The organism is Rahnella inusitata (assembly GCF_018288855.1).
In the GTDB taxonomy this organism is placed as follows: Bacteria; Pseudomonadota; Gammaproteobacteria; order Enterobacterales; family Enterobacteriaceae; genus Rahnella; species Rahnella inusitata.
This window is the reverse complement of record NZ_CP065024.1, coordinates 4,057,577-4,079,699: the sequence shown is the minus strand read 5'-3', so window position 1 is coordinate 4,079,699 and position 22,123 is coordinate 4,057,577. Positions and strand designations below refer to the sequence as shown.

Genomic DNA, 22,123 nt, shown 5'->3' with positions numbered 1-22,123 from the left:
GACACAGGAAGGGTACTTAGGCATGCAGAAAGAAAAGCTTTCCGCTCTGATGGATGGTGAAGCCATTGATAATGAACTGTTAAGTTCTCTATCAACAGATCCTGCGCTTCAGCAAAACTGGCAGAGTTATCATTTGATCCGCGATACCTTGCGTGGTGATATTGGGAATGTGGTGCATCTGGATATCGCAGATCGTGTGGCCGCTGCGCTGGCAAACGAGCCGGTTAAACTGGTTCCGGGGTCTGCGACTGAATCGCAACCTCAGCCTCATACCTGGCAAAAAATGCCGTTCTGGCAGAAGGTTCGCCCTTGGGCAAGCCAACTGACTCAGGTCGGTGTTGCAGCCTGTGTATCGCTGGCGGTGATTGTCGGTGTTCAGCACTACAATCAGCCTGATGCTTCTGGTGCTTCACCAGAAACACCGGCGTTCAATACTCTGCCAATGATGGGTAAAGCTTCTCCGGTCAGCTTCGGCGTACCGAGCGAAAGTAATACTGCTAACGGGCAGCAGAACGTCCAGGAGCAGCGTAAGCGCATCAATGCGATGTTGCAGGATTATGAATTGCAGCGTCGTCTGCACTCAGAACAGCTTCAACTCGAACCTGTCACCCCGCAACAGGCCGCTGTTCAGGTCCCTGGTACTCAGTCTTTAGGAACGCAAACGCAGTAATGAAGCAAAATTGGTTTGCCGTTTTTTTAGCAACGGGCAGCCTGCTTTATTCAGGTATCGCCTCGGCAGAGTCATCTACCGAGGCGTTATTACAGGATATGGGCAAAGCCAGCCAGTCGCTGAATTATGAAATGGGTTTTATCAACATCACGAAGCAAGGGATTGATTCCTATCGCTATCGTCATGCTATCTCTAACCGAACCTCGCTGGCACAGCTGGTTCTGATGGACGGTCCGCGCCGTGAAATTGTCCAGCGCGGAAAAGATATCAGCTACTTTGAAACCGGCCTGCAACCTTTCACACTGGATGGCGATCACATCGTTGATTCGCTCCCTTCCATTGTTTTCAGTGATTTCTCCCTGCTCTCAAAGTATTACGACTTTATTGCCGTAGGCCGTGCGCGGGCTGCTGACCGCCTCAGCCAGGTGATCCGTGTTGTTTCGCGTGATGGCACGCGTTTCAGCTACGTGATTTGGGTGGATGAAGAAACGAAGTTGCCAATGCGCGTCGATTTGTTGGATCGCGATGGTGAGACGCTGGAGCAATTCCGGGTGATTGGCTTTAATGACGTTGATAAAGTTGTCATCAGCTCACTGGCCGACCTCGAAAAAGCCAACCTTCCTCCTGTGCTTTCTTTACCGGCTTCCGAGCAGGTGAAGTTTACATGGCAGGTGAAATGGCTCCCGGCAGGGATCACCGAAGTGGCCAGCAGCCGCCGAACGTTGCCAAATATGCCCGTTACGATAGAATCACGGTTGTATACCGACGGATTGTTCAGTTTCTCAGTCAACGTCAGTGCAACAACCAACGGTCCATCTGAGCAATTGATCAGGCAGGGGCGCAGAACGGTGCAAACAGAAGTACGTAATGGCAATGAAATTACTGTCGTCGGCGAATTGCCGCCTTCCACCGCCAAACGTATCGCTGACAGCATCGTGTTCTCCGCAAAATAAATTTAAGGGCAATCGCATGATGAAAGAATGGGCCACCGTGGTCTCGTGGCAAGATGGTGTCGCATCACTGCGCTGTGAAACGCAGGCGGGATGCAGCAGCTGCCATTCACGTTCAGGATGTGGTGCCCGCGTACTTAATGAACTGGGGCCGCAAACCGAGCATAATCTGCAGGTCAACATCTCTGAGCGCCTGGAGCCGGGACAAAAAGTCGAACTGGGCATTCCCGAAGGAAGCCTGCTGCGTTCCGCATTTTTGGTTTATATGACGCCGTTGTTTGGCGTGATCCTCGGCGGCGGTCTGCTACAGGCGCTGTTGAAGGCTGATGTTTATGCGGTAATCGGAGCGGTGCTGGGGGGCGGGCTGGGCTTTTTACTCGCCAAAGCGCTGGCGGCGAAAGTTGATGGTCAGTCAGGTTATCAGCCTGTGGTTTTGCAGGTGGGCTTACCGCCAAATGCGTTCCGGTATTCTACGGAGTCAGAACCGAATCTCCCTTCCTGATATTAAGCCGCTATCTCTGAGAGATAACGGCTTTTAGTTTACGTCCTTGTCATCCTGCCTGTTCTAATGTCTGACCGGTATCCGGTTCTGAATCATATGCTCAATCAGCGCGATAAAAAGATCGGCACTGGAAAGCGATGCATACGGAACGGAGAATAAAATTCTGCCATGCTTATCGAGCAACCGGACCAGCGGGCTATTGCTGCCTCCGCTGATAAACTGAATATCCTCTACCGGCACGGTTTTACCTTCGTCGGATGTCAGCGCCAGCGCGCTCAGTCTGATTTTTTTCTCATTCATCATCATGAGCTTAGTGCTGAAGAAATGTTTCAGGCCACAGCGTGCATGCGTCGTGCTGGTGAAATGAATGTCACCGCCCTGGGCCAGCGTATTGAGTGCCCACGGGCCACGAAACATCAATTGCTCAGTTTTAATGATCTCAATTAGTCGTTCAGAGTTAGCAATGTTTGGCGTGATATGGTGCCAGGTTCGGCTATTTTCTTCGCGAAATAACATGGTATTCAAAATTCGCCGCGAATATTTTCCTGTTCTGAAACGATATATATCCATGATCCTTTCGAATGGAATGAACCTGTTTTTTTTGTCTTCCTGACTTATCACTAAAATGCCATTTTCATGCAACTGATAGATCTGATGAGGCCTGATCAGGCGTCTTAAAAACATCAGGACAACACCCAAAGCAATGCTCAAAAGTGCCGTAAAAAACACACTGTAGATGCTGCTTGCCGGGTGATCCACTGTCAGCAGAAAGGCAAGTTGTATTGCCCCTGCGACCAGTAAGAGAATTGACAGGACCAGTGTGATCCACGAGTTGGCTTTGGCAAAGCCATGCTGACTGAGCAGCCGCCCTTCATTGATCATGATGATAACCTTGTGACCGGATTGAGTTAAAAAAATAAAAGATGCTTAAGGAAGAATGGAGATTGAAAATTATATTTTAGGAATCAGTTTTTCTTTTTATAACAGTATATTAAGTACAGGGCGTGGTTTTTGTATATGGGTATTTTCCTAAAGCAGTAAAGGCCGCTGAATGTCGATAATCTGAAATCGGGCGCATGCGAAAGTATCTGCTGACAGAAGGTGGCGTGGATAACTGATGTCAATGTGCGTTCTGGCTTTCAGGAAAGCTCGCATAATCTGGAGTTAAGGTATGTCGAGACTAGGTTTTCACGGTGCTGACATGTAGAATGCTGCCACTTAGGCGAAAGACAGCCAATCTACAAACCGTCGCTGTATGTTCATGGCGAATGATCCAGAAATACCAAGGCAGAAAAACTTTTATAATGAAGCATATACGAAATTTCTCCATTATTGCCCACATTGACCACGGTAAGTCGACGCTGTCCGACCGTATTATTCAAATTTGCGGTGGCTTGTCCGACCGTGAAATGGAATCTCAGGTCCTCGACTCGATGGATCTTGAGCGTGAACGCGGCATTACCATCAAAGCTCAGAGCGTAACCCTCGATTACAAAGCCAAAGATGGGCAAGTTTACCATCTGAACTTTATCGACACTCCCGGGCACGTTGACTTCTCCTATGAAGTTTCCCGTTCACTGGCTGCTTGCGAAGGCGCATTGCTGGTCGTGGATGCGGGGCAGGGCGTAGAGGCTCAGACTCTGGCTAACTGCTATACCGCGATGGAAATGAATCTGGAAGTCGTGCCGGTTCTTAATAAAATCGATTTGCCTGCGGCCGATCCCGATCGCGCTGCGCAGGAAATCGAAGACATCGTCGGTATTGATGCGACAGATGCGGTGCGTTGCTCTGCGAAAACCGGCGTCGGTGTTCCGGAAGTTCTGGAACGTCTGGTGCGCGACGTTCCGCCGCCAGAAGGCGATCCGGATGCTCCTCTGCAGGCGCTTATCATCGACTCATGGTTCGATAACTACCTGGGCGTTGTCTCTCTGGTCCGTATTAAAAACGGCACCATGAAGAAGGGCGACAAGATTAAAGTAATGAGTACCGGACAGGTTTATAACGCCGATCGTCTGGGTATCTTTACGCCGAAACGCGTTGATAAAGATATTCTTAACTGCGGTGAAGTAGGCTGGCTGGTCTGTGCGATTAAAGACATTCTGGGCGCACCGGTGGGTGACACCCTGACGCTGCAACGTAATCCTGCGGATAAAGTTCTGCCTGGTTTCAAGAAAGTAAAACCACAGGTTTACGCCGGTCTGTTCCCTGTTAGCTCCGATGATTACGAAAACTTCCGCGATGCGCTGGGTAAACTTAGCCTGAACGATGCCTCGTTGTTCTACGAACCAGAGAGTTCTACCGCACTGGGCTTCGGTTTCCGTATTGGCTTCCTCGGCCTGCTGCATATGGAAATCATTCAGGAACGTCTGGAGCGCGAATACGATCTTGATCTGATTACCACTGCACCAACGGTTGTTTATGAAGTGGTGACCACCGGTAACGAAATCATCTACGTTGACAGCCCGTCTAAGCTCCCTGCGCTGAATAATATTCTGGAATTACGCGAACCTATCGCTGAGTGTCATATGCTGATGCCTCAGGAATATCTGGGTAGCGTGATCACATTGTGTATTGAGAAACGTGGCGTACAGACGAATATGGTTTACCACGGTAACCAGGTTGCACTGACCTATGAAATCCCAATGGCAGAAGTGGTTCTCGATTTCTTTGACCGTCTGAAATCAACTTCCCGTGGTTATGCCTCACTTGATTACAATTTCAAACGTTTCCAGGCTTCTGACATGGTACGTGTTGATGTTCTAATCAACGGCGAGCGCGTGGATGCCTTGGCGCTGATCACTCACCGTGGCAACTCGCAAGGTCGCGGACGCCAGCTGGTTGAGAAGATGCAGGAGTTGATCCCGCGTCAGCAGTTCGACATTGCTATTCAGGCGGCGATTGGTGCTCATATTATTGCTCGTTCAACTGTTAAACAGTTACGTAAAAACGTTTTAGCCAAGTGCTACGGCGGCGACGTCAGTCGTAAGAAGAAACTGTTGCAGAAGCAGAAAGATGGTAAGAAGCGCATGAAGCAGGTGGGTAACGTTGAGTTGCCTCAGGAAGCGTTCCTGGCCATTCTCCATGTGGGCAAAGACGGCAATAAATAAATCCTTAATTGAGTTGTAGGGAGTATGCATGGCTAACATGTTTGCCCTGGTTCTGGCGATTGCAACGCTGGTTTCAGGGATTATCTGGTGCCTTGACCGTTTCAAGCTTGCACCTGCTCGTCGGGCTAAAATTGCCAAAATTAAGGCCGAAACGGGCGGTGCCGTAGACGATACAACGCTGAACAAGGTGGCGAAGCAGCCGGGTTGGGTAGAAACCTGTGCTTCGGTATTCCCGGTTTTGTTAGTCGTGTTTGTGGTGCGTTCATTTATTTATGAACCCTTCCAGATCCCGTCAGGCTCCATGATGCCAACGCTGTTAATCGGCGATTTTATCGTGGTAGAAAAATATGCCTACGGTCTGAAAGATCCGATTACTCAGACTAAACTTATCGAAACGGGCGAGCCGAAACGCGGTGATGTCGTGGTGTTCAAATATCCGCAGAACCCCAAAGTGGATTATATTAAACGCCTTGTAGGCTTACCGGGTGACCGGGTGACTTACGATCCTTTCAGTAAGCAAGTTACTATTCAGCCCGCGTGCAAAAGCGGCAGTAACTGTAATACCGCGCTGGCTGTGACCTATGACGCCGGCGCTGCCAGTGATTTCGTTCAGACCTTCGGTCAGGCATCCGGTGGTGAAGCAAGCAGCGGATTCTTTGAAACCCCGCCGACGGCGAATGTCCCTCAGGATGGCGTCCGTTTGGTTCAGTTCAATGAAACGCTGGGCAATGTTACTCATCATATTCTGACCGTGCCCGGCGCGCGTGACCAGTTAGGGGCTTATTATCAGCAACCGGGCCAGCCGATGGGCACCTGGGTTGTTCCGGCCGGCCATTACTTCATGATGGGCGATAACCGTGACAACAGCGCAGACAGCCGCTATTGGGGCTTTGTGCCAGAAAAGAACTTAGTGGGTAAAGCTTCTGCCATCTGGATGAGCTTTAAAAAACAAGAAGGTGAATGGCCTACCGGCGTTCGTTTAAGCCGTATCGGTGGAATACATTAATTCTTGCTGTTGCTGCCCGGAATAATTCGAGTTGCAGGAGGTGAAAGCCCCTGCAACTTCAGTAATGACGGGCATATTAGCGCAGCATTAAATATCCACACGTTGTAGAATAACCCTTCGGGCGATAAAAGTTGGCTCTTCAGATTTTAATTTCATATTGAAAATGCACTGAGAGAGCCACTGCAAACGAAACAGCTTTGGATTGGCTTAGGGCGAAGCAGGCCTGTTCCGTATGCTGAAGTTTTTGACGCATTCTTGATCTATTGGTAACTCATGAATCCCATCGTAATAAACAGGCTTCAGCGGAAGCTGGGCTACACTTTTCAACAGCAGGAGCTTTTATTGCAGGCACTGACTCACCGCAGCGCAAGCAGTAAACACAATGAGCGTTTAGAGTTCCTGGGTGATTCCATTCTTAGTTATGTGATTGCTAACGCACTGTACCAACGTTTTCCTCGGGTAGATGAGGGCGATATGAGTCGCATGCGTGCCACGCTGGTGCGCGGAAATACGTTAGCTGAAATGGCACGTGAATTCGATCTTGGTGAATGCTTACGTTTAGGGCCGGGCGAATTAAAAAGTGGTGGTTTCCGCCGTGAGTCAATTCTTGCGGATACGGTGGAGGCACTCATTGGCGGCGTATTCCTGGACAGTGATATCCAGAACGTCGAAAAGCTGATTCTCGATTGGTACCGTAGTCGTTTAGACGAAATCAGTCCCGGTGATAAGCAGAAAGACCCAAAAACCCGTTTACAGGAGTTTTTGCAAGGTCGCCATCTGCCGTTGCCTTCTTATCTGGTTGTGCAGGTTCGCGGTGAAGCGCACGACCAAGAGTTTACCATCCACTGCCAGGTCAGTGGCTTGAACCAGCCGGTTGTAGGAACCGGGTCAAGCCGCAGAAAAGCCGAGCAGGCGGCAGCGGAACAAGCGCTGATACAGCTGGAGCTTGAATGAGCGAAGAAAAGAATTACTGTGGTTTTGTAGCAATCGTTGGCCGTCCTAACGTCGGTAAATCAACCTTGCTGAACGAATTACTGGGGCAGAAGATCTCCATTACTTCGCGTAAACCGCAAACAACACGTCACCGTATTATGGGTATCCATACAGAAGGCCCTTATCAGGCGATTTACGTTGACACCCCAGGGCTGCACATGGAAGAAAAGCGGGCGATCAACCGCCTGATGAACCGTGCTGCCAGCAGTTCAATTGGTGATGTTGAACTGGTTATTTTCGTGGTTGAAGGCACCCACTGGACGCCTGACGACGAAATGGTCGTGAATAAATTGCGCGATATCAAAGCGCCGGTTCTGCTGGCTATCAACAAAATCGATAATGTCACTGACAAATCGAAGCTGTTGCCACACCTGCAGTTCCTCAGCGAACAGATGAACTTTATCGACATCGTGCCAATGTCTGCCGAAAAACGTATTAACGTCGATACCATCGCCAGCATCGTCCGTAAGCGTCTGCCGGAAGCGATTCATCACTTCCCTGAAGACTATATTACTGACCGCTCACAGCGCTTTATGGCCTCTGAAATCATTCGTGAAAAACTGATGCGTTTCCTGGGCGAAGAACTGCCTTACTCGGTGACCGTAGAAATCGAGCGATTTGTGAGTAATGAACGTGGCGGTTACGATATCAATGGCCTGATTCTGGTAGAACGTGAAGGCCAGAAAAAAATGGTTATCGGTAATAAAGGCTCAAAAATCAAGACGATCGGTATCGAGTCTCGTCAGGACATGGAAAACATGTTTGAAGCGAAGGTTCATCTTGAATTGTGGGTTAAGGTCAAATCCGGTTGGGCAGACGACGAACGTGCGCTGCGCAGTCTGGGTTATACAGACGACTTATAAGGTCTGCGCCTATGGAAGGCTGGCAACGCGCATTTGTTTTGCATGGGCGACCTTACAGTGAAACCAGTCTCATGCTGGATCTTTTCACTGAAGGACAAGGGCGGGTGCGCATACTGGCAAAAGGTGCGCGCGGCCGCCGGTCGAATCTGAAAGGCTGCTTGCAGCCTTTTACGCCTTTACTGGTTCGCTGGAGCGGGCGGGGAGAAGTGAAAACCCTGCGTAACGCCGAGCCGGTCTCTCTGGCACTTCCTCTCTCGGGTCTGATGCTTTACAGCGGCCTGTACGTTAACGAACTGGTTTCCCGCGTGCTCGAACAGGAAGCTAACTACTCTTCGTTATTCTTCGATTATCTCAATTGTCTGCAAAATTTGGCGGGTGCGACCGGCTCTCCGGAATATGCGCTGCGTCAGTTTGAACTCGCACTGCTGCATCATCTGGGTTATGGCGTAGATTTTCTGCATTGTGCGGGCAGCGGCGAAGAAGTCAGTGACACCATGACCTATCGTTATCGCGAAGAGAAAGGGTTTATCGCCAGTCTGGTGATCGACAATTCAAGCTTTACCGGTAAAGATTTGAAAGCGTTGGCCAGTCGTGATTTCCCCGATGTAGCCACTCTGCGCGCCGCCAAACGTTTTACCCGTATTGCGCTCAAGCCCTATCTAGGCGGTAAGCCGCTGAAAAGCCGTGAGCTGTTTCGCCAGTTTCAGGTCAAAAAGCCTGTCGCACCTTCTGACAATTCTGCCAGCTAATTTTTTCCCCGGACTACACGCCACTGCACCCCAGGGTGTAAACTGCGGAAATTGGTTTTTTTCAACCACTCTTAAATTAATCCATTCTTAAATCTGGAGCTGTTATGGCTGAGTTGCTGTTAGGCGTTAACATTGATCATGTCGCGACACTGCGTAATGCACGCGGTACGGCTTACCCTGATCCGGTTCAGGCGGCGTTTATTGCTGAGCAGGCGGGAGCTGACGGGATCACCGTTCACCTGCGCGAAGACCGTCGCCATATCACCGATCGTGATGTCCGTCTTCTGCGTCAGACCATCCAGACCCGCATGAATCTCGAAATGGCGGTGACCGATGAAATGGTCGGGATTGCCTGTGAAATTCTGCCGCATTTCTGCTGCCTGGTTCCGGAAAAGCGTGAAGAAGTGACTACCGAAGGCGGACTGGACGTTGCCGGGCAGATCGACAAAATGACCGTCGCCGTCTCCCGTCTCAGTGAAGCTGGCATTCTGGTTTCCCTGTTTATCGATGCGGATCTGCGCCAGATCGACGCTGCCGTTGCCGTGGGTGCGCCTTATATCGAAATTCATACCGGTGCGTATGCCGAAGCGAAAACTGACCTTGAGCGCCAGGCTGAGCTTCAGCGTATTAAACAAGGTGCCGCCTATGCCGCGGGCAAAGGGCTGAAAGTGAACGCCGGCCACGGGCTGACTTACCACAACGTACAACCGATCGCTGCGATGCCAGAGATGCACGAGCTGAACATTGGCCACGCCATTATTGGTCAGGCCGTGATTGATGGTTTATCGGGTGCCGTACGTGAAATGAAAAACCTGATGCGGGAAGCACGCCGTTAATGAGTATTTTAGGTTTAGGTACGGATATCGTTGAGATAACCCGTATCGAAGCAGTAATTGCACGCAGCGGCGACCGGCTGGCAAAACGTATCTTGTGCGCCAATGAATGGGCTGTCTATCAGCAGCATCAGCAGCCGGTTCGCTTTCTGGCAAAGCGTTTTGCAGTGAAAGAAGCCGCGGCGAAAGCGCTGGGCACGGGCATCCGCAACGGGCTGGCGTTTGAACAGTTTGAAGTGGTGAATGATGTGCTGGGAAAACCGGGGCTGATATTTCACGCCCGTGCCGCAGAAATGGCGGCGGAGCTGGGCGTGAAAAACGTGCATGTGACGCTGGCCGATGAGCGACGTTACGCGTGCGCCACGGTGATCATCGAAAATTGAATTACACGGCGTGATGCAGTACGACGAATTTGTCCCAAAGCTGCTCGTTGGATTCGGTGTGTTGCGGATTGATGATGATCGTGTTGTCGATCGGGCAGACGCTCTGGCAGGTCGGCTTGTCGTAGTGGCCGACACATTCCGTACAGCGATCGCTGTCAATTTCGTAAATCTCATTGCCCATCGAGATCGCCTGATTCGGGCACTCCGGTTCGCACATATCGCAGTTAATGCATTTGTGTGTGATCAGCAGGGCCATAACGTTTCTCGTATCTTCAATAATCAGGGCGCGCAGTATACCAGAATTGCGCTGGCATAGTTTCCGTGCCAGCGCCTTTCCACGCGTGAACTGATCCTGATCAAACCAGCTTTTTTACTAATTCTTCGCTGTGGCGGATCCGCTCCGGCGCATGTTCCGTATCCTGCTGAACCAGCGCGACAAACAGCAGATCGGTCAGTGAATATTGCGCGGTGGTTGCCGAGAGCGCGGCACCTCGCGTAGCCGGTAATTCGGCGACGGTATACAGGCAGTGGTCGGCCTGCTGTTGTAGCGTATTGGGTGTAAAACCGGTGATCGCCAGTACTTTCGCACCGCTTTCACGTGCGACCCTCGCCGCCAGATTTATTTCACTGCGCTCGCCGCTCGATGAAATCGCCAGCAGCAAATCCTTTTTAGACAGCGCCTGCACAGTGGCGATAAGCACATGAGTGTCGGATTCGGCGATAGCTGTCACGCCGATTTTCAGCAGCTTATACGCCAGATCCTTCGCGACCAGACCGGACGCACCGATGCCCGTCAGCACGATTTTTCTGGCATCGGCCAGCATGGATAAGCCAATCTTTAACCGGGGCTCACCGTTAATATCCAGCGTGGCGCGCAACGCCGCCTGTTTTTCTGCCAGCAATTTCTCCCCGACCACATGCAAACTGTCCGTGCTGAGGATCTGATTGTGGACCGTCACAGGCGCATTGTTTTTCGGGGAGGCCAGCGATTCGCTCATCGCCAGTTTCAACGCAGGAAAACCTTTGTACCCTAATTTTTGTGCGAACTTCACGACGCCTGACTGGCTGACGCCCGCCATTTCCGCCAGTTTCTGCGAGCTCAGATGGCGTGCTTTATCCGGCTGTTCCAGCAAGAAATCGGCCAGCTTGCGGTCATTTTGTGCCAGCGTTGGGTAGAGCTGGCGGATCCGAATCATACAACTCATGCTGGGTTTTCCCCGTTCCTCAAAATACCGACATCACGTTTTACTGATTATGTTCTTTAAAGTAGCAAATATTTCTCGCATTGATGAATAAAATATTCAAGTATTGTGTAATTAATTTGAATTAAAAATTCAGGAGTGTGCAATGAATCAAACGATGAACTTAGGTGCTCTGGTTTCAGAGAGCCGTAACCCGGATACGATGAATCTGGATGAAATGTCTACGCTGGATCTGGTGACCTGCTTTAACCGGGAAGACCGCAAGGTGCCGGAGGCGATCGATAAGGTACTTCCGCAAATCGCCCAGGCTGTCGATAAGGCTGCCGCCTCATTTAAAGCCGGAGGGCGCCTGATTTATCTTGGCGCAGGAACCAGCGGCCGTCTGGGCGTGCTGGATGCGTCCGAGTGTCCTCCGACGTTTGGCGTCCCGCACACCATGGTCATTGGCCTGATTGCCGGTGGGCCGGGTGCGATGCTTAAAGCCGTGGAAGGCGCGGAAGACAACGAAGCGCTGGGGGTCGAAGATTTAAAAAATCTCAATCTGACCGCCAAAGATACGGTGGTGGGTCTTGCGGCCAGCGGGCGGACACCTTATGTCATTGGTGCGCTGCGTTACGCTACGCAACTCGGTTGCTCCACCGTCGCGATTTCCTGCAACCCTGATTCGCCGATTGCCCGTGAAGCCGGTATCGCGATTTCGCCGGTCGTCGGTCCGGAAGCGCTGACCGGTTCCACTCGTCTGAAATCCGGCACCGCGCAGAAACTGGTGCTGAATATGATTTCAACCGGCGCGATGGTCAAAACCGGCAAGGTCTATCAGAACCTGATGGTGGATGTGAAAGCGACCAACATTAAACTGGTCGATCGCGCCTGCCGCATTGTGGTTGAAGCCACCGGAGCTGCGCGGGAAGCCGCTGAACAGGCTTTGTCAGAAACCGAATTCGAAGTGAAACCGGCGATTCTGATGTTGCTGGCGGGGATCGATGCGCAGCAGGCAATTGCGCGTCTGACAAAACACAATGGATTCCTGCGCGCAGCTCTGGCGGATTAAAGCAAAGGGGATAAGCATGGCGACGGCGATGAACAAAACTCACCTGCTGGCTTCGAAGATCTTGCAGGGTGTGGGCGGTGAAGCAAATATCAGTAAGCTGGAAAACTGCATGACGCGCGTACGCGTGGAAGTGCATGACGACGGGCTTCTGGATCTGGCCAGCCTGAAAACGCTGGAAGGTATAAAGGGCTATCTGAAGCAGGGCGAGCAGCATCAGTTTATTGTCGGTCCGGGTGCGGCGGCAAAAGTCGTGGACGCCATGCGGTTACAGCTCAGCCCGGTGCGCACTGGCTCTGGTGAAAACGACATCGCGCGTAATAAGGCCAATGCGAAAGCCAAATATTCCGCGCCAATGAGCGGAGCGCTGCGCAAACTGGCAGATGTCTTTATCCCGCTTATTCCGGCTTTTATCGCCTCTGGCCTGATCATGGGCATCATCAATCTGCTTAAACGGCCTGATATTGCCGGTTCGATTGCGACAGAATATCCGAATATTCTCGGGCTGCTGGCGGTATTCGGCGGTGCAGTGTTTGCCATCATGAATATTCTGGTCGGTGTGAACGCCGCGCGGGTATTCGGTGGTTCGCAGGCGATGGGGGGCGTGATGGCGGGGATCCTCTCGAGCCCGGCGTTGGCGCAAATCACTTTATTCGGGGAAACACTTCAGCCTGGCCGTGGCGGCGTGATTGCCGTGTTGCTGGTGGTTGCGCTGATGTGCTGGCTGGAAAAACGCCTGCGGCAGTGGTTGCCGGAATCCGTTGAGCTGATCCTCAATCCGCTGATCACCACGCTGATTACGGCGACACTGGCGATCATCATCCTGCAACCGCTCGGCGGACTCATCTCTGACGGTATCGCGCATGGCGTGAATATCGCCATCGACAAAGGCGGTTTGCTGGTCGGCGCTATTCTGGCTGGGGCGTTTTTACCGCTGGTACTCTCAGGTTTACATCAGGGGCTGGTGCCAATCCACGTCGAGCTGATTCAGGCGCACGGTTCCAATCCACTGTTACCGATCCTGGCAATGGCCGGCGTCGGGCAGGTGGGGGCGGCGATTGCGGTCTATATGAAAACCCGCAATGCACGGTTGAAAAAAGTGATTAAAGGCGCCTTGCCGGTCGGCATTTTGGGCATCGGTGAGCCACTGATATTTGGCGTGACATTGCCACTCGGGCGACCTTTTATCGGCGCATGTCTGGGCGGAGCCGTCGGCGGTGCGCTAATCTGTTATTGGAAAGTCGCGACGGTAATCACTTTTGGAATTTCAGGATTGCCGCTGGCGCTGACCATTGTTTCCGGCAAAGTGATGTTGTATCTGGCAGGTTTAGTCATTACGGTATTAGCTGGTTTTATATTTACCTGGATGATGGGGTTCAACGATCCCGAGGAGTAACGGATTGACTACGAAGCCTGACCGACGGGTAGTGTTTTTTGATCTTGATGGCACGCTGCATCAGCAGGATATGTTTGGATCCTTCTTACGTTTCCTGCTTTGGCGTATGCCGCAAAATCTGATTCTGGTGGTGCCTTTACTGCCGCTGATTGGGCTGGGGCTATTCTTTCAGGGGCGCGCGACCCGCTGGCCGATGAGCCTTTTGCTTTGGGCGATCACCTTCGGGCACAGCGAGGCGCGACTCAAGGCACTGGAGTTGCAGTTTGTGAATACATTTCGCCAGAAAGTGGTGGAGTTCCCGGTGGTTCAGCGACGGTTGCGGGAGTATCTCGACAGCGATGATACCGAAGTCTGGCTGATTACCGGGTCGCCGGAAAGTCTGGTGAAGCAGGTGTATCACGAATCGCTGTTTTTACCGCAGGTGAAACTGGTGGGTAGCCGGATTGCGCGGGCTAAAGGCGGCTGGGTTTTACCACTGCGTTGTCTCGGCGAAGAGAAGGTCGTACAGCTGGAAAGCCGCATCGGTTCGCCACTGAAACTCTACAGCGGATACAGCGACAGCAAGCAGGACAACCCGTTGCTGTACTTTTGCGAGCACCGTTTTCGCGTCAGCAAACAGGGTGAGTTACAGCAGCTGGAATGATGTTTCCGGCTCTGCGCCTCGCAAACAGAAAAGGCCGGATTTCCGGCCTTTTCTGTTTTTCTTTCCCCGGCGATCCCGCCAGGGTTAAGAAACTTTCCTGGAAGGGCTACATTGCCGCTTTGAAAATCGCAACAATATCCTGATGTGTCCCCTGAATCGGGTTAGTCAGCGCACAGGCATCGTTCAGCGCGTTGGTGGCCAGCGTATTAAAATCTTCTTCTTTCACATTCAAATCACGCAGACCGGTCGGAATACCTACGTCGCGTGACAGCTGGCGGATCGCATCGATACAGGCTTTGGCACCTTGCTCGTCTGTCATACCTGCGACATCAATGTGCATTGCGGCGGCGATGTCTTTAAGACGCGGGCTGGCCACGCGGGCGTTATATTCCTGTACGAACGGAAGCAGCACCGCATTACAGACACCGTGCGGCAGATTGTAGAAACCGCCTAACTGGTGTGCCATCGCGTGAACATACCCGAGTGACGCGTTGTTAAACGCCATCCCGGCCAGGAACTGTGCGTAGGCCATGTTTTCACGCGCTGGCATGTTGGCGCCATCGTTGACGGCGGTGCGCAGCGAATCGGCAATCATGGTGACCGCTTTCAGCGCACAGGCATCGGTGATCGGATTCGCGGCGCTGGACACATAGGCTTCAATCGCGTGCGTTAATGCGTCCATACCGGTTGCGGCAGTCAGCCCTTTTGGCATACCAGCCATCAGATGCGGATCGTTGACGGACATCAGCGGGGTCACATTCTTATCGACGATGGCCATTTTGATATGACGTGCTTCATCCGTGATAATGCAAAAGCGGGTCATTTCGGATGCTGTACCGGCGGTGGTGTTAATGGAGATCAGCGGCAACTGTGGTTTAGCAGAACGGTCAACGCCTTCGTAATCTTTGATGTCGCCGCCGTTAGTGGCGAGCAGGGCGATCCCTTTTGCGCAGTCGTGCGGTGAACCCCCACCGAGGGAAATCACGCAATCACAGGCATCACGTTGCAGAATTTCCAAACCTTCACGCACATTGCGGGTGGTCGGGTTGGGATGTGTTCCGTGGTAGACGCTGCTTTGCACATCGCTTTGCGCCAGTAATTCCTGAACCTGTTTGACGACGCCGATATCGAACAGCACTTTATCGGTAACGATCAGCGCGTGGTGGAAACCGTGCTGTGCGATGGCAGACGCTGCATCGTTGAGTGCGCCTGAACCAATTACGTTGACAGAAGGGATGAAGAAAGTTGCGGTAGCCATAATATATTTCCTTATTGTTAATTCTTATGAGGTACAAATAAAGCTTATGATTGTTACCGGTAACACCGATTGATCTACCGCAATAATTTCTGCTTTTGGTGGGTAATAAATAAATTACCTTTATGAATTACAAGGTTATTGTCTCCTGTTTTTATTTCATGGATACAAATTCATTGATAAATATCCATGAGGTAAACTGTTCAATCATTGCTGTGAATAGTTTTCTTTGACATGTCCCGCCGACGTGGGCGAGCTACCCGAAGAAAGGTATAATGACGGCCGGTTTAAAATGATTGAGGTTGAAGTGGCAGAGGTTGAGTTGGCAGAAGTAAAAGATGATGAGTTCTGGATGCACCATGCCATGAATCTGGCACTTAAAGCACAGGATGAAGGTGAAGTGCCCGTAGGTGCCGTGCTGGTTTTAGATAATCAGGTCATTGGCGAGGGCTGGAACCGTTCCATCGGTCGTCACGATCCCACCGCACATGCCGAAATTATGGCGCTGCGGCAGGGCGGCAAGGTGGTACAAAACTATCGCCTGATTGACGCCACGCTGTATGTCACGCTGGAGCCTTGTGTGATGTGTGCGGGCGCGATGATCCACAGCCGGATCCGCCGCGTAGTGTATGGCGCGGCAGACGCCAAAACCGGGGCTGCCGGTTCCCTGATCGATGTGTTGCGCCATCCGGGCATGAATCATCAGGTAGAAATCACATCCGGCATACTGGCCGATGCCTGTTCGGAACAGCTGAGCGCATTCTTCCGTTATCGTCGCAGTCAGAAAAAAGCGCTGCGGCTGGCGCAACGCGTTGCTGAAAATGGCGCACCGCCGGAAGAATGATCACAGGATTATTCCTCCAGCGCTTCCTTCGTATCCACCACCGGATAGCCCTGGCCTAACTGAGCTTGCAACGCTGCCTGTTGCGCCTGTTTTTTCTCTCTTTCCATCAGATATCCCACCAGACTGAGCTGATAGCGACGGATGTTTTCGACGTAATTATAGGCCTGAGTCCCACGCGCATAGCCGTAGGTTGTGCGGCCGATATAACGTTTTTGATTCAGCATCGGCAACCGCTGTTTTACATCCGCCCAGCTGTCGGGGTTGGCTTTCTGTTGCGCCGTCAGCTTACGGGCATCCAGCATGTGGCCGTAACCCATGTTATACGCGGCAAGGGCAAACCAGATTTTCTCATCCTGCGGAATCGTTTCCGGCATCTTTTCCATCAGCCTCGATAGATAGAGCGCACCGCCGCGAATACTTTGCTCAGCATCGGTTCTGTCATCCACGTCCAGCCCGGATGCGGTTGCACGGGTTAACATCATCACGCCACGCACGCCGGTCGGTGATTTGGCCTGTGGATCCCAATGTGATTCCTGATAAGCAATAGCAGCCAGCAACCGCCAGTCGATGTCCTGTGCGTACTTTTCAAACAGCGGCTGCAGATCCGGCAGCGTTTTGTCGATGGCATTGAGGAAGGTGCGAGTATCGACGTAATCGAAGTCGCCTACGTGGCCGAGGTATTTTTCCTCGAGTTTCTCCAGCGTACCGTCGTCGGCAATCTGACTGAAAAAATCCAGCATGGCGGCGGAGAGGCTGTCATCGTCCGGCTGCTTGCGGTAATACCAGGTGACGGGTTCATCTTCGGTGACGTCGAAGGCAACGGCCAGACGCGGATACACACGCTGCATCAGTGCAATAGTCACGGAATCGCCCAGAGTGTAATCCAGCTTGCCGTTTTCCACCTGTTGCAACAGGTCGCGCGGCGACATCTTGTCTGTGGTGCTCCACGTCAGGTTAGGGAATTTTTTGCCCGCGGCTTCGAGCGTCGCAATATGCGCGGTGCCAGCGGAAACCATGAGCGTGCCTTTAATGTCGGCGAAGCTTTTCGGGCGTGCGGCACCCTGCCGGTAAACCAGCTGCTGCGAAATGGAATAGTATTCTGGCCCGGCCCGGTAGTTTTTCAGCCGTTCATTGTTGTAAACCAGACCCGATGCCAGCATGTCGGCTTTATCGTGGTCCAGCTCACTGAACATGGCGTCAACGGTGGTGTGCTGAGAGACGACCAGCGTCACGCCCAGATAATCTGCAAAGCGTTTCGCCAGCTCGTAATCGAAGCCGAGATTACCTTCCGGGGAGTCCATAAAAGTCAGTGGAGAATTGAGCGTGCTGACGCGCAATTCTCCACGGGATTTTATTTGATCCAACTGGTCGCCATCACCCCTGTGCCACGGCACGGCAGGCCATAAGGCCAGCGCCAGCAACAGGGCGGCAATCCCCATCAGGACATAATTAATTTTTAGTCGCGTCAAATAGTTATCTCGCTGCGGCGCTCTTGTTTTTATACGATATGCTGTGCAGTTAGTATGGTTATATCCCCAGTGCTGACGCATTTTGCTCAACAAAACGGCAGTCTGCAACTTTATTCATAATGCCCGCACAAAATGTCCGCCTATAAATGAATATCAATATTCCCTGCGCAAACGGTTTCGTCGGGCGATGGCTTTCTTTATAATAGGCCGCGTTTTCCCCCTGTTGCGCCCAATGAAGCACTGTGGTCAGTGTCTTCGAAGACGAGAGATCTGTGATTATGGAAATACTGCGTGGTTCGCCCGCTTTGTCGGCTTTTCGCATTAACAAATTGTTGTCCCGCTGTCAGGATGCCCACCTTCCGGTCAGCGATGTCTACGCCGAATATGTACACTTTGCCGATGTCAGCGCACCGCTGAGTTCGGACGAACAAACCAAGTTACAACGCCTCCTGAAATACGGTCCTTCTCTCGCTGAACACGCTCCAACTGGCCGCTTACTGCTGGTCACTCCACGTCCCGGCACCATTTCTCCGTGGTCTTCCAAAGCCACTGACATCGCTCACAACTGCGGTTTATCTCAGGTGCTGCGTCTGGAGCGTGGTCTGGCATTCTACGTACAGGCACCGCAACTGACCGACGCGCAATGGGCACAGCTGGGCGCATTGCTGCATGACCGGATGATGGAAACCCTCTTCGGTAAGCTGGAAGACGCCAGCGCTTTGTTCGCACAACATCAGCCCGCGCCGGTACAGCATGTAGATGTTCTTGGCGAAGGTCGCAGCGCGCTGGAAAGCGCCAACACCAAACTGGGTCTGGCACTGGCGCAGGACGAAATTGACTACCTGATGGAAGCCTTTACGTCGTTGGGGCGCAACCCGACTGACATCGAACTCTATATGTTCGCGCAGGCTAACTCCGAACACTGCCGCCACAAAATCTTCAACGCTGACTGGGTTATCGACGGCGAAACGCAGCCGAAATCCCTGTTTAAGATGATCAAAAATACCTTCGAACAGACGCCGGACTACGTGCTTTCTGCGTATAAAGATAACGCCGCTGTAATGGAAGGTTCGCAGGTTGGCCGTTTTTACGCCGATGCGAAAGACGGTCTGTACGATTTCCATCAGGAGCAGGCGCATATCCTGATGAAGGTCGAGACCCACAATCACCCGACGGCAATTTCTCCGTGGCCGGGCGCGGCAACGGGATCCGGTGGTGAAATCCGTGACGAAGGCGCAACCGGTCGCGGGGCAAAACCAAAAGCGGGTCTGGTCGGTTTCTCCGTTTCTAACCTGCGAATTCCGGGCTTTGAACAGCCGTGGGAAGAAGATTTCGGGAAGCCGGATCGCATCGTTACCGCGCTCGATATCATGACCGACGGTCCGCTGGGCGGCGCAGCGTTCAACAATGAATTTGGTCGCCCGGCGCTGTTGGGCTACTTCCGTACTTACGAAGAAAACGTCAACAGCCACAACGGCCCAGAGCTGCGCGGTTACCACAAACCGATCATGCTGGCGGGAGGCATTGGTAACATCCGTGCCGATCACGTGCAAAAAGGCGAGATCACCGTTGGTGCGAAGTTGATTGTCCTCGGCGGTCCTGCGATGAATATCGGTCTGGGCGGCGGTGCGGCTTCTTCTATGGCCTCTGGCCAGTCCGATGCGGATCTGGATTTTGCTTCCGTACAGCGCGATAACCCGGAAATGGAACGTCGCTGCCAGGAAGTCATCGATCGCTGCTGGCAGCTCGGTGAAGACAACCCGATTCTGTTCATCCATGACGTCGGCGCAGGCGGCTTATCCAACGCCATGCCGGAACTGGTGAGCGACGGCAACCGTGGCGGCCGCTTCCAGTTGCGCGATATCCTCAACGACGAGCCGGGCATGAGCCCGCTGGAAGTCTGGTGTAACGAATCTCAGGAACGTTACGTGATGGCGGTCGCACCTGCTCAGCTCGAACAGTTCGATGCCATCTGTAAACGCGAGCGCGCGCCTTACGCCGTGATCGGCGAAGCGACAGAAGAAATGCACTTGTCTCTGGAAGACAGCCATTTCGACAACCAGCCGATTGATATGCCGCTGGACGTGCTGCTCGGCAAAACGCCGAAAATGACCCGTGACGTCACGACGCTGAAAGCGAACGGTGATGACCTTAACGCGGAAAATATTCAAATCGCTGAAGCAGTAAAACGCGTGATGCATCTGCCTGCGGTGGCTGAGAAAACCTTCCTGATCACTATCGGCGACCGCACGGTTACCGGCATGGTTGCGCGTGACCAGATGGTCGGCCCGTGGCAGATCCCTGTCGCTGACTGCGCCGTCACCACTGCCAGCCTCGACAGCTATTATGGCGAAGCGATGTCTCTGGGCGAACGTGCACCGATTGCGCTGCTGGACTTCGCCGCTTCCGGGCGCATGGCCGTCGGCGAAGCGCTGACCAACATCGCGGCGGTGGAAATTGGCAGCCTCAAGCGCGTGAAGCTTTCTGCTAACTGGATGTCAGCGGCCGGTCATCCGGGCGAAGATGCCGGTCTGTACGCGGCGGTGAAAGCCGTGGGTGAAGAGCTTTGTCCGGCGCTGGGTATCACCATACCTGTGGGCAAAGACTCTATGTCGATGAAAACCCGCTGGCAGGAAGGCAACGAACAACGCGAGATGACGTCACCGCTGTCCCTGGTTATCACCGCGTTTGCCCGCGTCGAAGACGTGCGTCATACCGTGACGCCACAGCTGCGCACGGATAAAGGCGATACCGCGCTGCTGCTGGTGGATCTGGGTGCCGGTCATAATGCGCTGGGTGCAACGGCGCTGGCACAGGTTTATCGTCAGTTGGGTAATACCCCTGCTGACGTGCGCAGTGCAGAACAGCTCGGTGGCTTCTTCAATGCTATGCAGGCGCTGGTCTCTGAGCAGAAACTGCTTGCTTACCATGACCGTTCCGACGGCGGTTTGCTGGTCACGCTCGCCGAGATGGCCTTTGCTGGTCATTGCGGCCTGACGGCGGATATCGCTGCACTCGGCAATGACGCGCTGGCGGCCTTGTTCAATGAGGAGTTGGGTGCGGTGATTCAGGTTCGCGCAGAGGACCGTGATGCCGTTGAGCAGACGCTGGCGAAGTTTGGTCTGGCGGATTGCACGCATTATCTCGGTACAGTGGAAACCGGCGACCGTTTCATCATCACTCATGGCGACAAACCGGTGTACAGCGAAAGCCGCACCACGTTGCGTACCTGGTGGGCGGAAACCACCTGGCAGATGCAGCGTCTGCGTGATAACCCGGAATGTGCCGATCAGGAACATCAGGCCAAAACGCACGATCTCGATCCGGGTCTGAACGTCAAACTGACGTTCGCACCTGACGAAGACGTTGCTGCGCCTTACATCGCGAAAGGTGCGCGTCCGAAAGTCGCGGTGCTGCGTGAGCAGGGTGTGAACTCTCACGTGGAAATGGCAGCCGCCTTCCACCGCGCAGGTTTCGACGCAGTAGACGTCCACATGAGTGATCTGCTGGCCGGTCGCCGTGATTTGCAGGATTTCCACACGCTGGTAGCGTGCGGCGGGTTCTCCTACGGTGACGTGCTGGGCGCAGGTGAAGGCTGGGCGAAGTCTGTCCTGTTCAACGACCGCGTGCGTGAAGAGTTCGCCGAGTTCTTCCATCGTCCGCAAACACTGGCGCTGGGCGTGTGTAACGGCTGTCAGATGATGTCCAACCTGAAAGAGCTGATTCCTGGCGCAGAACACTGGCCACGCTTTGTGCGTAACCTGTCTGACCGCTTCGAAGCGCGCTTCAGTCTGGTAGAAGTGACCGCCAGCCCTTCGATGTTCATGCAGGGCATGGCCGGTTCACGTATGCCAATTGCGGTTTCACACGGCGAAGGCCATGTGGAAGTGCGAGACGCTGCGCATCTGGCACAGATTGAGCACAGCAATCTGGTGGCGCTACGCTTTGTGGATAACCACGGTCAGGTGACGGAAAACTATCCGGCGAATCCGAACGGTTCACCGAACGGGATTACTGCGGTCACAAACCTGTCAGGTCGCGTTACCGTAATGATGCCGCATCCTGAGCGAGTCTTCCGTACCGTCAGTAACTCCTGGCACCCGGAAGAGTGGGGCGAAGATAGCCCGTGGATGCGTATGTTCCGTAATGCGCGTAAACAGTTGGGCTGATACGCCAAATTGCGTCAGTAATAAAAATCCGCAGCGCGAAA

20 protein-coding genes are annotated in these 22,123 nt (G+C 53.0%); 15 read left to right on the top strand and 5 right to left on the bottom strand.

What is annotated here, in order from left to right; genetic code table 11:
- The first annotated feature begins 22 nt into the window (after nt 1-22).
- The 3 genes from rseA to rseC are packed head-to-tail and all read left to right on the top strand — an operon-like array spanning nt 23 to nt 2,122.
- A complete protein-coding gene (gene rseA / locus I2123_RS19130) occupies nt 23-670 on the top strand; it encodes an anti-sigma-E factor RseA (protein WP_112164239.1) in 648 nt (215 codons plus the stop codon).
- Nucleotides 670-1,623 (top strand): sigma-E factor regulatory protein RseB, encoded by a 954-nt coding sequence (rseB, locus tag I2123_RS19125; protein ID WP_112164240.1) that lies wholly within the window; start codon nt 670-672, stop codon nt 1,621-1,623. Before rseA ends, rseB begins: the two co-directional genes overlap by 1 nt.
- A 16-nt stretch (nt 1,624-1,639) precedes the next feature.
- The gene (gene rseC / locus I2123_RS19120) at nt 1,640-2,122 is read left to right on the top strand and encodes a SoxR-reducing system protein RseC (protein ID WP_213051270.1); all 483 of its coding nucleotides are present in this window, start codon (nt 1,640-1,642) and stop codon (nt 2,120-2,122) included.
- A gap of 63 nt (nt 2,123-2,185) precedes the next feature.
- Here rseC and I2123_RS19115 read toward each other — a convergent pair whose 3' ends face one another.
- Nucleotides 2,186-3,004 carry a DUF6585 family protein gene (locus I2123_RS19115; protein ID WP_213051269.1) on the bottom strand — a complete coding sequence of 273 codons (819 nt, stop codon included), beginning with the start codon at nt 3,002-3,004 and terminating at the stop codon, nt 2,186-2,188.
- Between the two features lie 422 nt (nt 3,005-3,426).
- On the opposite strand from I2123_RS19115, the gene lepA reads away from it, so the two are divergent.
- The 7 genes from lepA to acpS all read left to right on the top strand — a co-directional run bounded on the left by lepA (nt 3,427) and on the right by acpS (nt 10,056).
- Entirely contained in the window at nt 3,427-5,229 is a 1,803-nt protein-coding gene (lepA, locus tag I2123_RS19110; protein ID WP_112164243.1) for a translation elongation factor 4, read from the top strand.
- Nucleotides 5,230-5,257: 28 nt separating this feature from the next.
- Nucleotides 5,258-6,235, top strand: a complete 978-nt coding sequence (lepB, locus tag I2123_RS19105; protein ID WP_112164244.1) for a signal peptidase I — start codon at nt 5,258-5,260, stop codon at nt 6,233-6,235.
- A 273-nt stretch (nt 6,236-6,508) separates the two neighbouring features.
- Nucleotides 6,509-7,189 (top strand): ribonuclease III, encoded by a 681-nt coding sequence (rnc, locus tag I2123_RS19100; RefSeq protein WP_112164245.1) that lies wholly within the window; start codon nt 6,509-6,511, stop codon nt 7,187-7,189.
- Nucleotides 7,186-8,091 carry a GTPase Era gene (gene era / locus I2123_RS19095; protein ID WP_112164246.1) on the top strand — a complete coding sequence of 302 codons (906 nt, stop codon included), beginning with the start codon at nt 7,186-7,188 and terminating at the stop codon, nt 8,089-8,091. The genes rnc and era overlap by 4 nt, the downstream gene beginning before the upstream one ends.
- A gap of 11 nt (nt 8,092-8,102) precedes the next feature.
- A complete protein-coding gene (gene recO / locus I2123_RS19090) occupies nt 8,103-8,840 on the top strand; it encodes a DNA repair protein RecO (protein ID WP_112164247.1) in 738 nt (245 codons plus the stop codon).
- Nucleotides 8,841-8,944: 104 nt separating this feature from the next.
- Nucleotides 8,945-9,676, top strand: coding sequence for a pyridoxine 5'-phosphate synthase (gene pdxJ / locus I2123_RS19085; protein WP_112164248.1), 732 nt, complete (start codon nt 8,945-8,947; stop codon nt 9,674-9,676).
- Nucleotides 9,676-10,056 carry a holo-ACP synthase gene (acpS, locus tag I2123_RS19080; protein ID WP_112164249.1) on the top strand — a complete coding sequence of 127 codons (381 nt, stop codon included), beginning with the start codon at nt 9,676-9,678 and terminating at the stop codon, nt 10,054-10,056. Before pdxJ ends, acpS begins: the two co-directional genes overlap by 1 nt.
- 1 nt (nt 10,057) lies before the next feature.
- Here the strand turns inward: acpS and I2123_RS19075 are convergent, their stop codons facing one another.
- The gene (locus I2123_RS19075) at nt 10,058-10,312 is read right to left on the bottom strand and encodes a YfhL family 4Fe-4S dicluster ferredoxin (RefSeq protein ID WP_056770866.1); all 255 of its coding nucleotides are present in this window, start codon (nt 10,310-10,312) and stop codon (nt 10,058-10,060) included.
- A 100-nt stretch (nt 10,313-10,412) separates the two neighbouring features.
- On the bottom strand, nt 10,413-11,261 hold the full coding sequence (locus tag I2123_RS19070; RefSeq protein WP_112164250.1) for a MurR/RpiR family transcriptional regulator: 849 nt from the start codon (nt 11,259-11,261) through the stop codon (nt 10,413-10,415).
- Between the two features lie 154 nt (nt 11,262-11,415).
- On the opposite strand from I2123_RS19070, the gene murQ reads away from it, so the two are divergent.
- From murQ to yfhb, 3 genes are read left to right on the top strand one after another with little or no spacing between them, the layout of a single operon-like run.
- Nucleotides 11,416-12,309, top strand: coding sequence for an N-acetylmuramic acid 6-phosphate etherase (gene murQ, locus I2123_RS19065; protein ID WP_213052569.1), 894 nt, complete (start codon nt 11,416-11,418; stop codon nt 12,307-12,309).
- Nucleotides 12,310-12,337: 28 nt separating this feature from the next.
- Nucleotides 12,338-13,702 carry a PTS transporter subunit EIIC gene (locus I2123_RS19060; RefSeq protein ID WP_112164334.1) on the top strand — a complete coding sequence of 455 codons (1,365 nt, stop codon included), beginning with the start codon at nt 12,338-12,340 and terminating at the stop codon, nt 13,700-13,702.
- A gap of 4 nt (nt 13,703-13,706) precedes the next feature.
- Complete coding sequence (yfhb, locus tag I2123_RS19055; protein WP_112164251.1) at nt 13,707-14,345, top strand: phosphatidylglycerophosphatase C; 639 nt, start codon at nt 13,707-13,709, stop codon at nt 14,343-14,345.
- Between the two features lie 106 nt (nt 14,346-14,451).
- On the opposite strand, the gene yiaY is transcribed toward yfhb, so the two are convergent.
- On the bottom strand, nt 14,452-15,603 hold the full coding sequence (gene yiaY, locus I2123_RS19050) for an L-threonine dehydrogenase (RefSeq protein ID WP_213051268.1): 1,152 nt from the start codon (nt 15,601-15,603) through the stop codon (nt 14,452-14,454).
- Nucleotides 15,604-15,892: 289 nt separating this feature from the next.
- On the opposite strand from yiaY, the gene tadA reads away from it, so the two are divergent.
- Entirely contained in the window at nt 15,893-16,444 is a 552-nt protein-coding gene (gene tadA, locus I2123_RS19045; protein ID WP_213051267.1) for a tRNA adenosine(34) deaminase TadA, read from the top strand.
- Between the two features lie 8 nt (nt 16,445-16,452).
- On the opposite strand, the gene mltF is transcribed toward tadA, so the two are convergent.
- The gene (gene mltF, locus I2123_RS19040) at nt 16,453-17,913 is read right to left on the bottom strand and encodes a membrane-bound lytic murein transglycosylase MltF (protein WP_213051266.1); all 1,461 of its coding nucleotides are present in this window, start codon (nt 17,911-17,913) and stop codon (nt 16,453-16,455) included.
- Nucleotides 17,914-18,191: 278 nt separating this feature from the next.
- Here mltF and purL point away from each other — a divergent pair, with 278 nt between their 5' ends.
- Nucleotides 18,192-22,082, top strand: coding sequence for a phosphoribosylformylglycinamidine synthase (gene purL / locus I2123_RS19035; RefSeq protein WP_213051265.1), 3,891 nt, complete (start codon nt 18,192-18,194; stop codon nt 22,080-22,082).
- Nucleotides 22,083-22,123 lie beyond the last annotated feature (41 nt).

Bases quoted from the DNA above. Each gene is read 5' to 3' on its own strand.
- rnc (WP_112164245.1), top strand. From the start codon at position 6,509: ATGAATCCCATCGTAATAAACAGGCTTCAGCGGAAGCTGGGCTACACT.
- rseB (WP_112164240.1), top strand. From the start codon at position 670: ATGAAGCAAAATTGGTTTGCCGTTTTTTTAGCAACGGGCAGCCTGCTT.
- recO (WP_112164247.1), top strand. From the start codon at position 8,103: ATGGAAGGCTGGCAACGCGCATTTGTTTTGCATGGGCGACCTTACAGT.
- tadA (WP_213051267.1), top strand. From the start codon at position 15,893: ATGATTGAGGTTGAAGTGGCAGAGGTTGAGTTGGCAGAAGTAAAAGAT.
- purL (WP_213051265.1), top strand. From the start codon at position 18,192: ATGGAAATACTGCGTGGTTCGCCCGCTTTGTCGGCTTTTCGCATTAAC.
- lepB (WP_112164244.1), top strand. From the start codon at position 5,258: ATGGCTAACATGTTTGCCCTGGTTCTGGCGATTGCAACGCTGGTTTCA.
- murQ (WP_213052569.1), top strand. From the start codon at position 11,416: ATGAACTTAGGTGCTCTGGTTTCAGAGAGCCGTAACCCGGATACGATG.
- I2123_RS19060 (WP_112164334.1), top strand. From the start codon at position 12,338: ATGAACAAAACTCACCTGCTGGCTTCGAAGATCTTGCAGGGTGTGGGC.
- lepA (WP_112164243.1), top strand. From the start codon at position 3,427: ATGAAGCATATACGAAATTTCTCCATTATTGCCCACATTGACCACGGT.
- I2123_RS19115 (WP_213051269.1), bottom strand. From the start codon at position 3,004: ATGATCAATGAAGGGCGGCTGCTCAGTCAGCATGGCTTTGCCAAAGCC.
- acpS (WP_112164249.1), top strand. From the start codon at position 9,676: ATGAGTATTTTAGGTTTAGGTACGGATATCGTTGAGATAACCCGTATC.
- pdxJ (WP_112164248.1), top strand. From the start codon at position 8,945: ATGGCTGAGTTGCTGTTAGGCGTTAACATTGATCATGTCGCGACACTG.
- rseA (WP_112164239.1), top strand. From the start codon at position 23: ATGCAGAAAGAAAAGCTTTCCGCTCTGATGGATGGTGAAGCCATTGAT.
- rseC (WP_213051270.1), top strand. From the start codon at position 1,640: ATGATGAAAGAATGGGCCACCGTGGTCTCGTGGCAAGATGGTGTCGCA.
- era (WP_112164246.1), top strand. From the start codon at position 7,186: ATGAGCGAAGAAAAGAATTACTGTGGTTTTGTAGCAATCGTTGGCCGT.
- yiaY (WP_213051268.1), bottom strand. From the start codon at position 15,603: ATGGCTACCGCAACTTTCTTCATCCCTTCTGTCAACGTAATTGGTTCA.
- I2123_RS19075 (WP_056770866.1), bottom strand. From the start codon at position 10,312: ATGGCCCTGCTGATCACACACAAATGCATTAACTGCGATATGTGCGAA.
- I2123_RS19070 (WP_112164250.1), bottom strand. From the start codon at position 11,261: ATGAGTTGTATGATTCGGATCCGCCAGCTCTACCCAACGCTGGCACAA.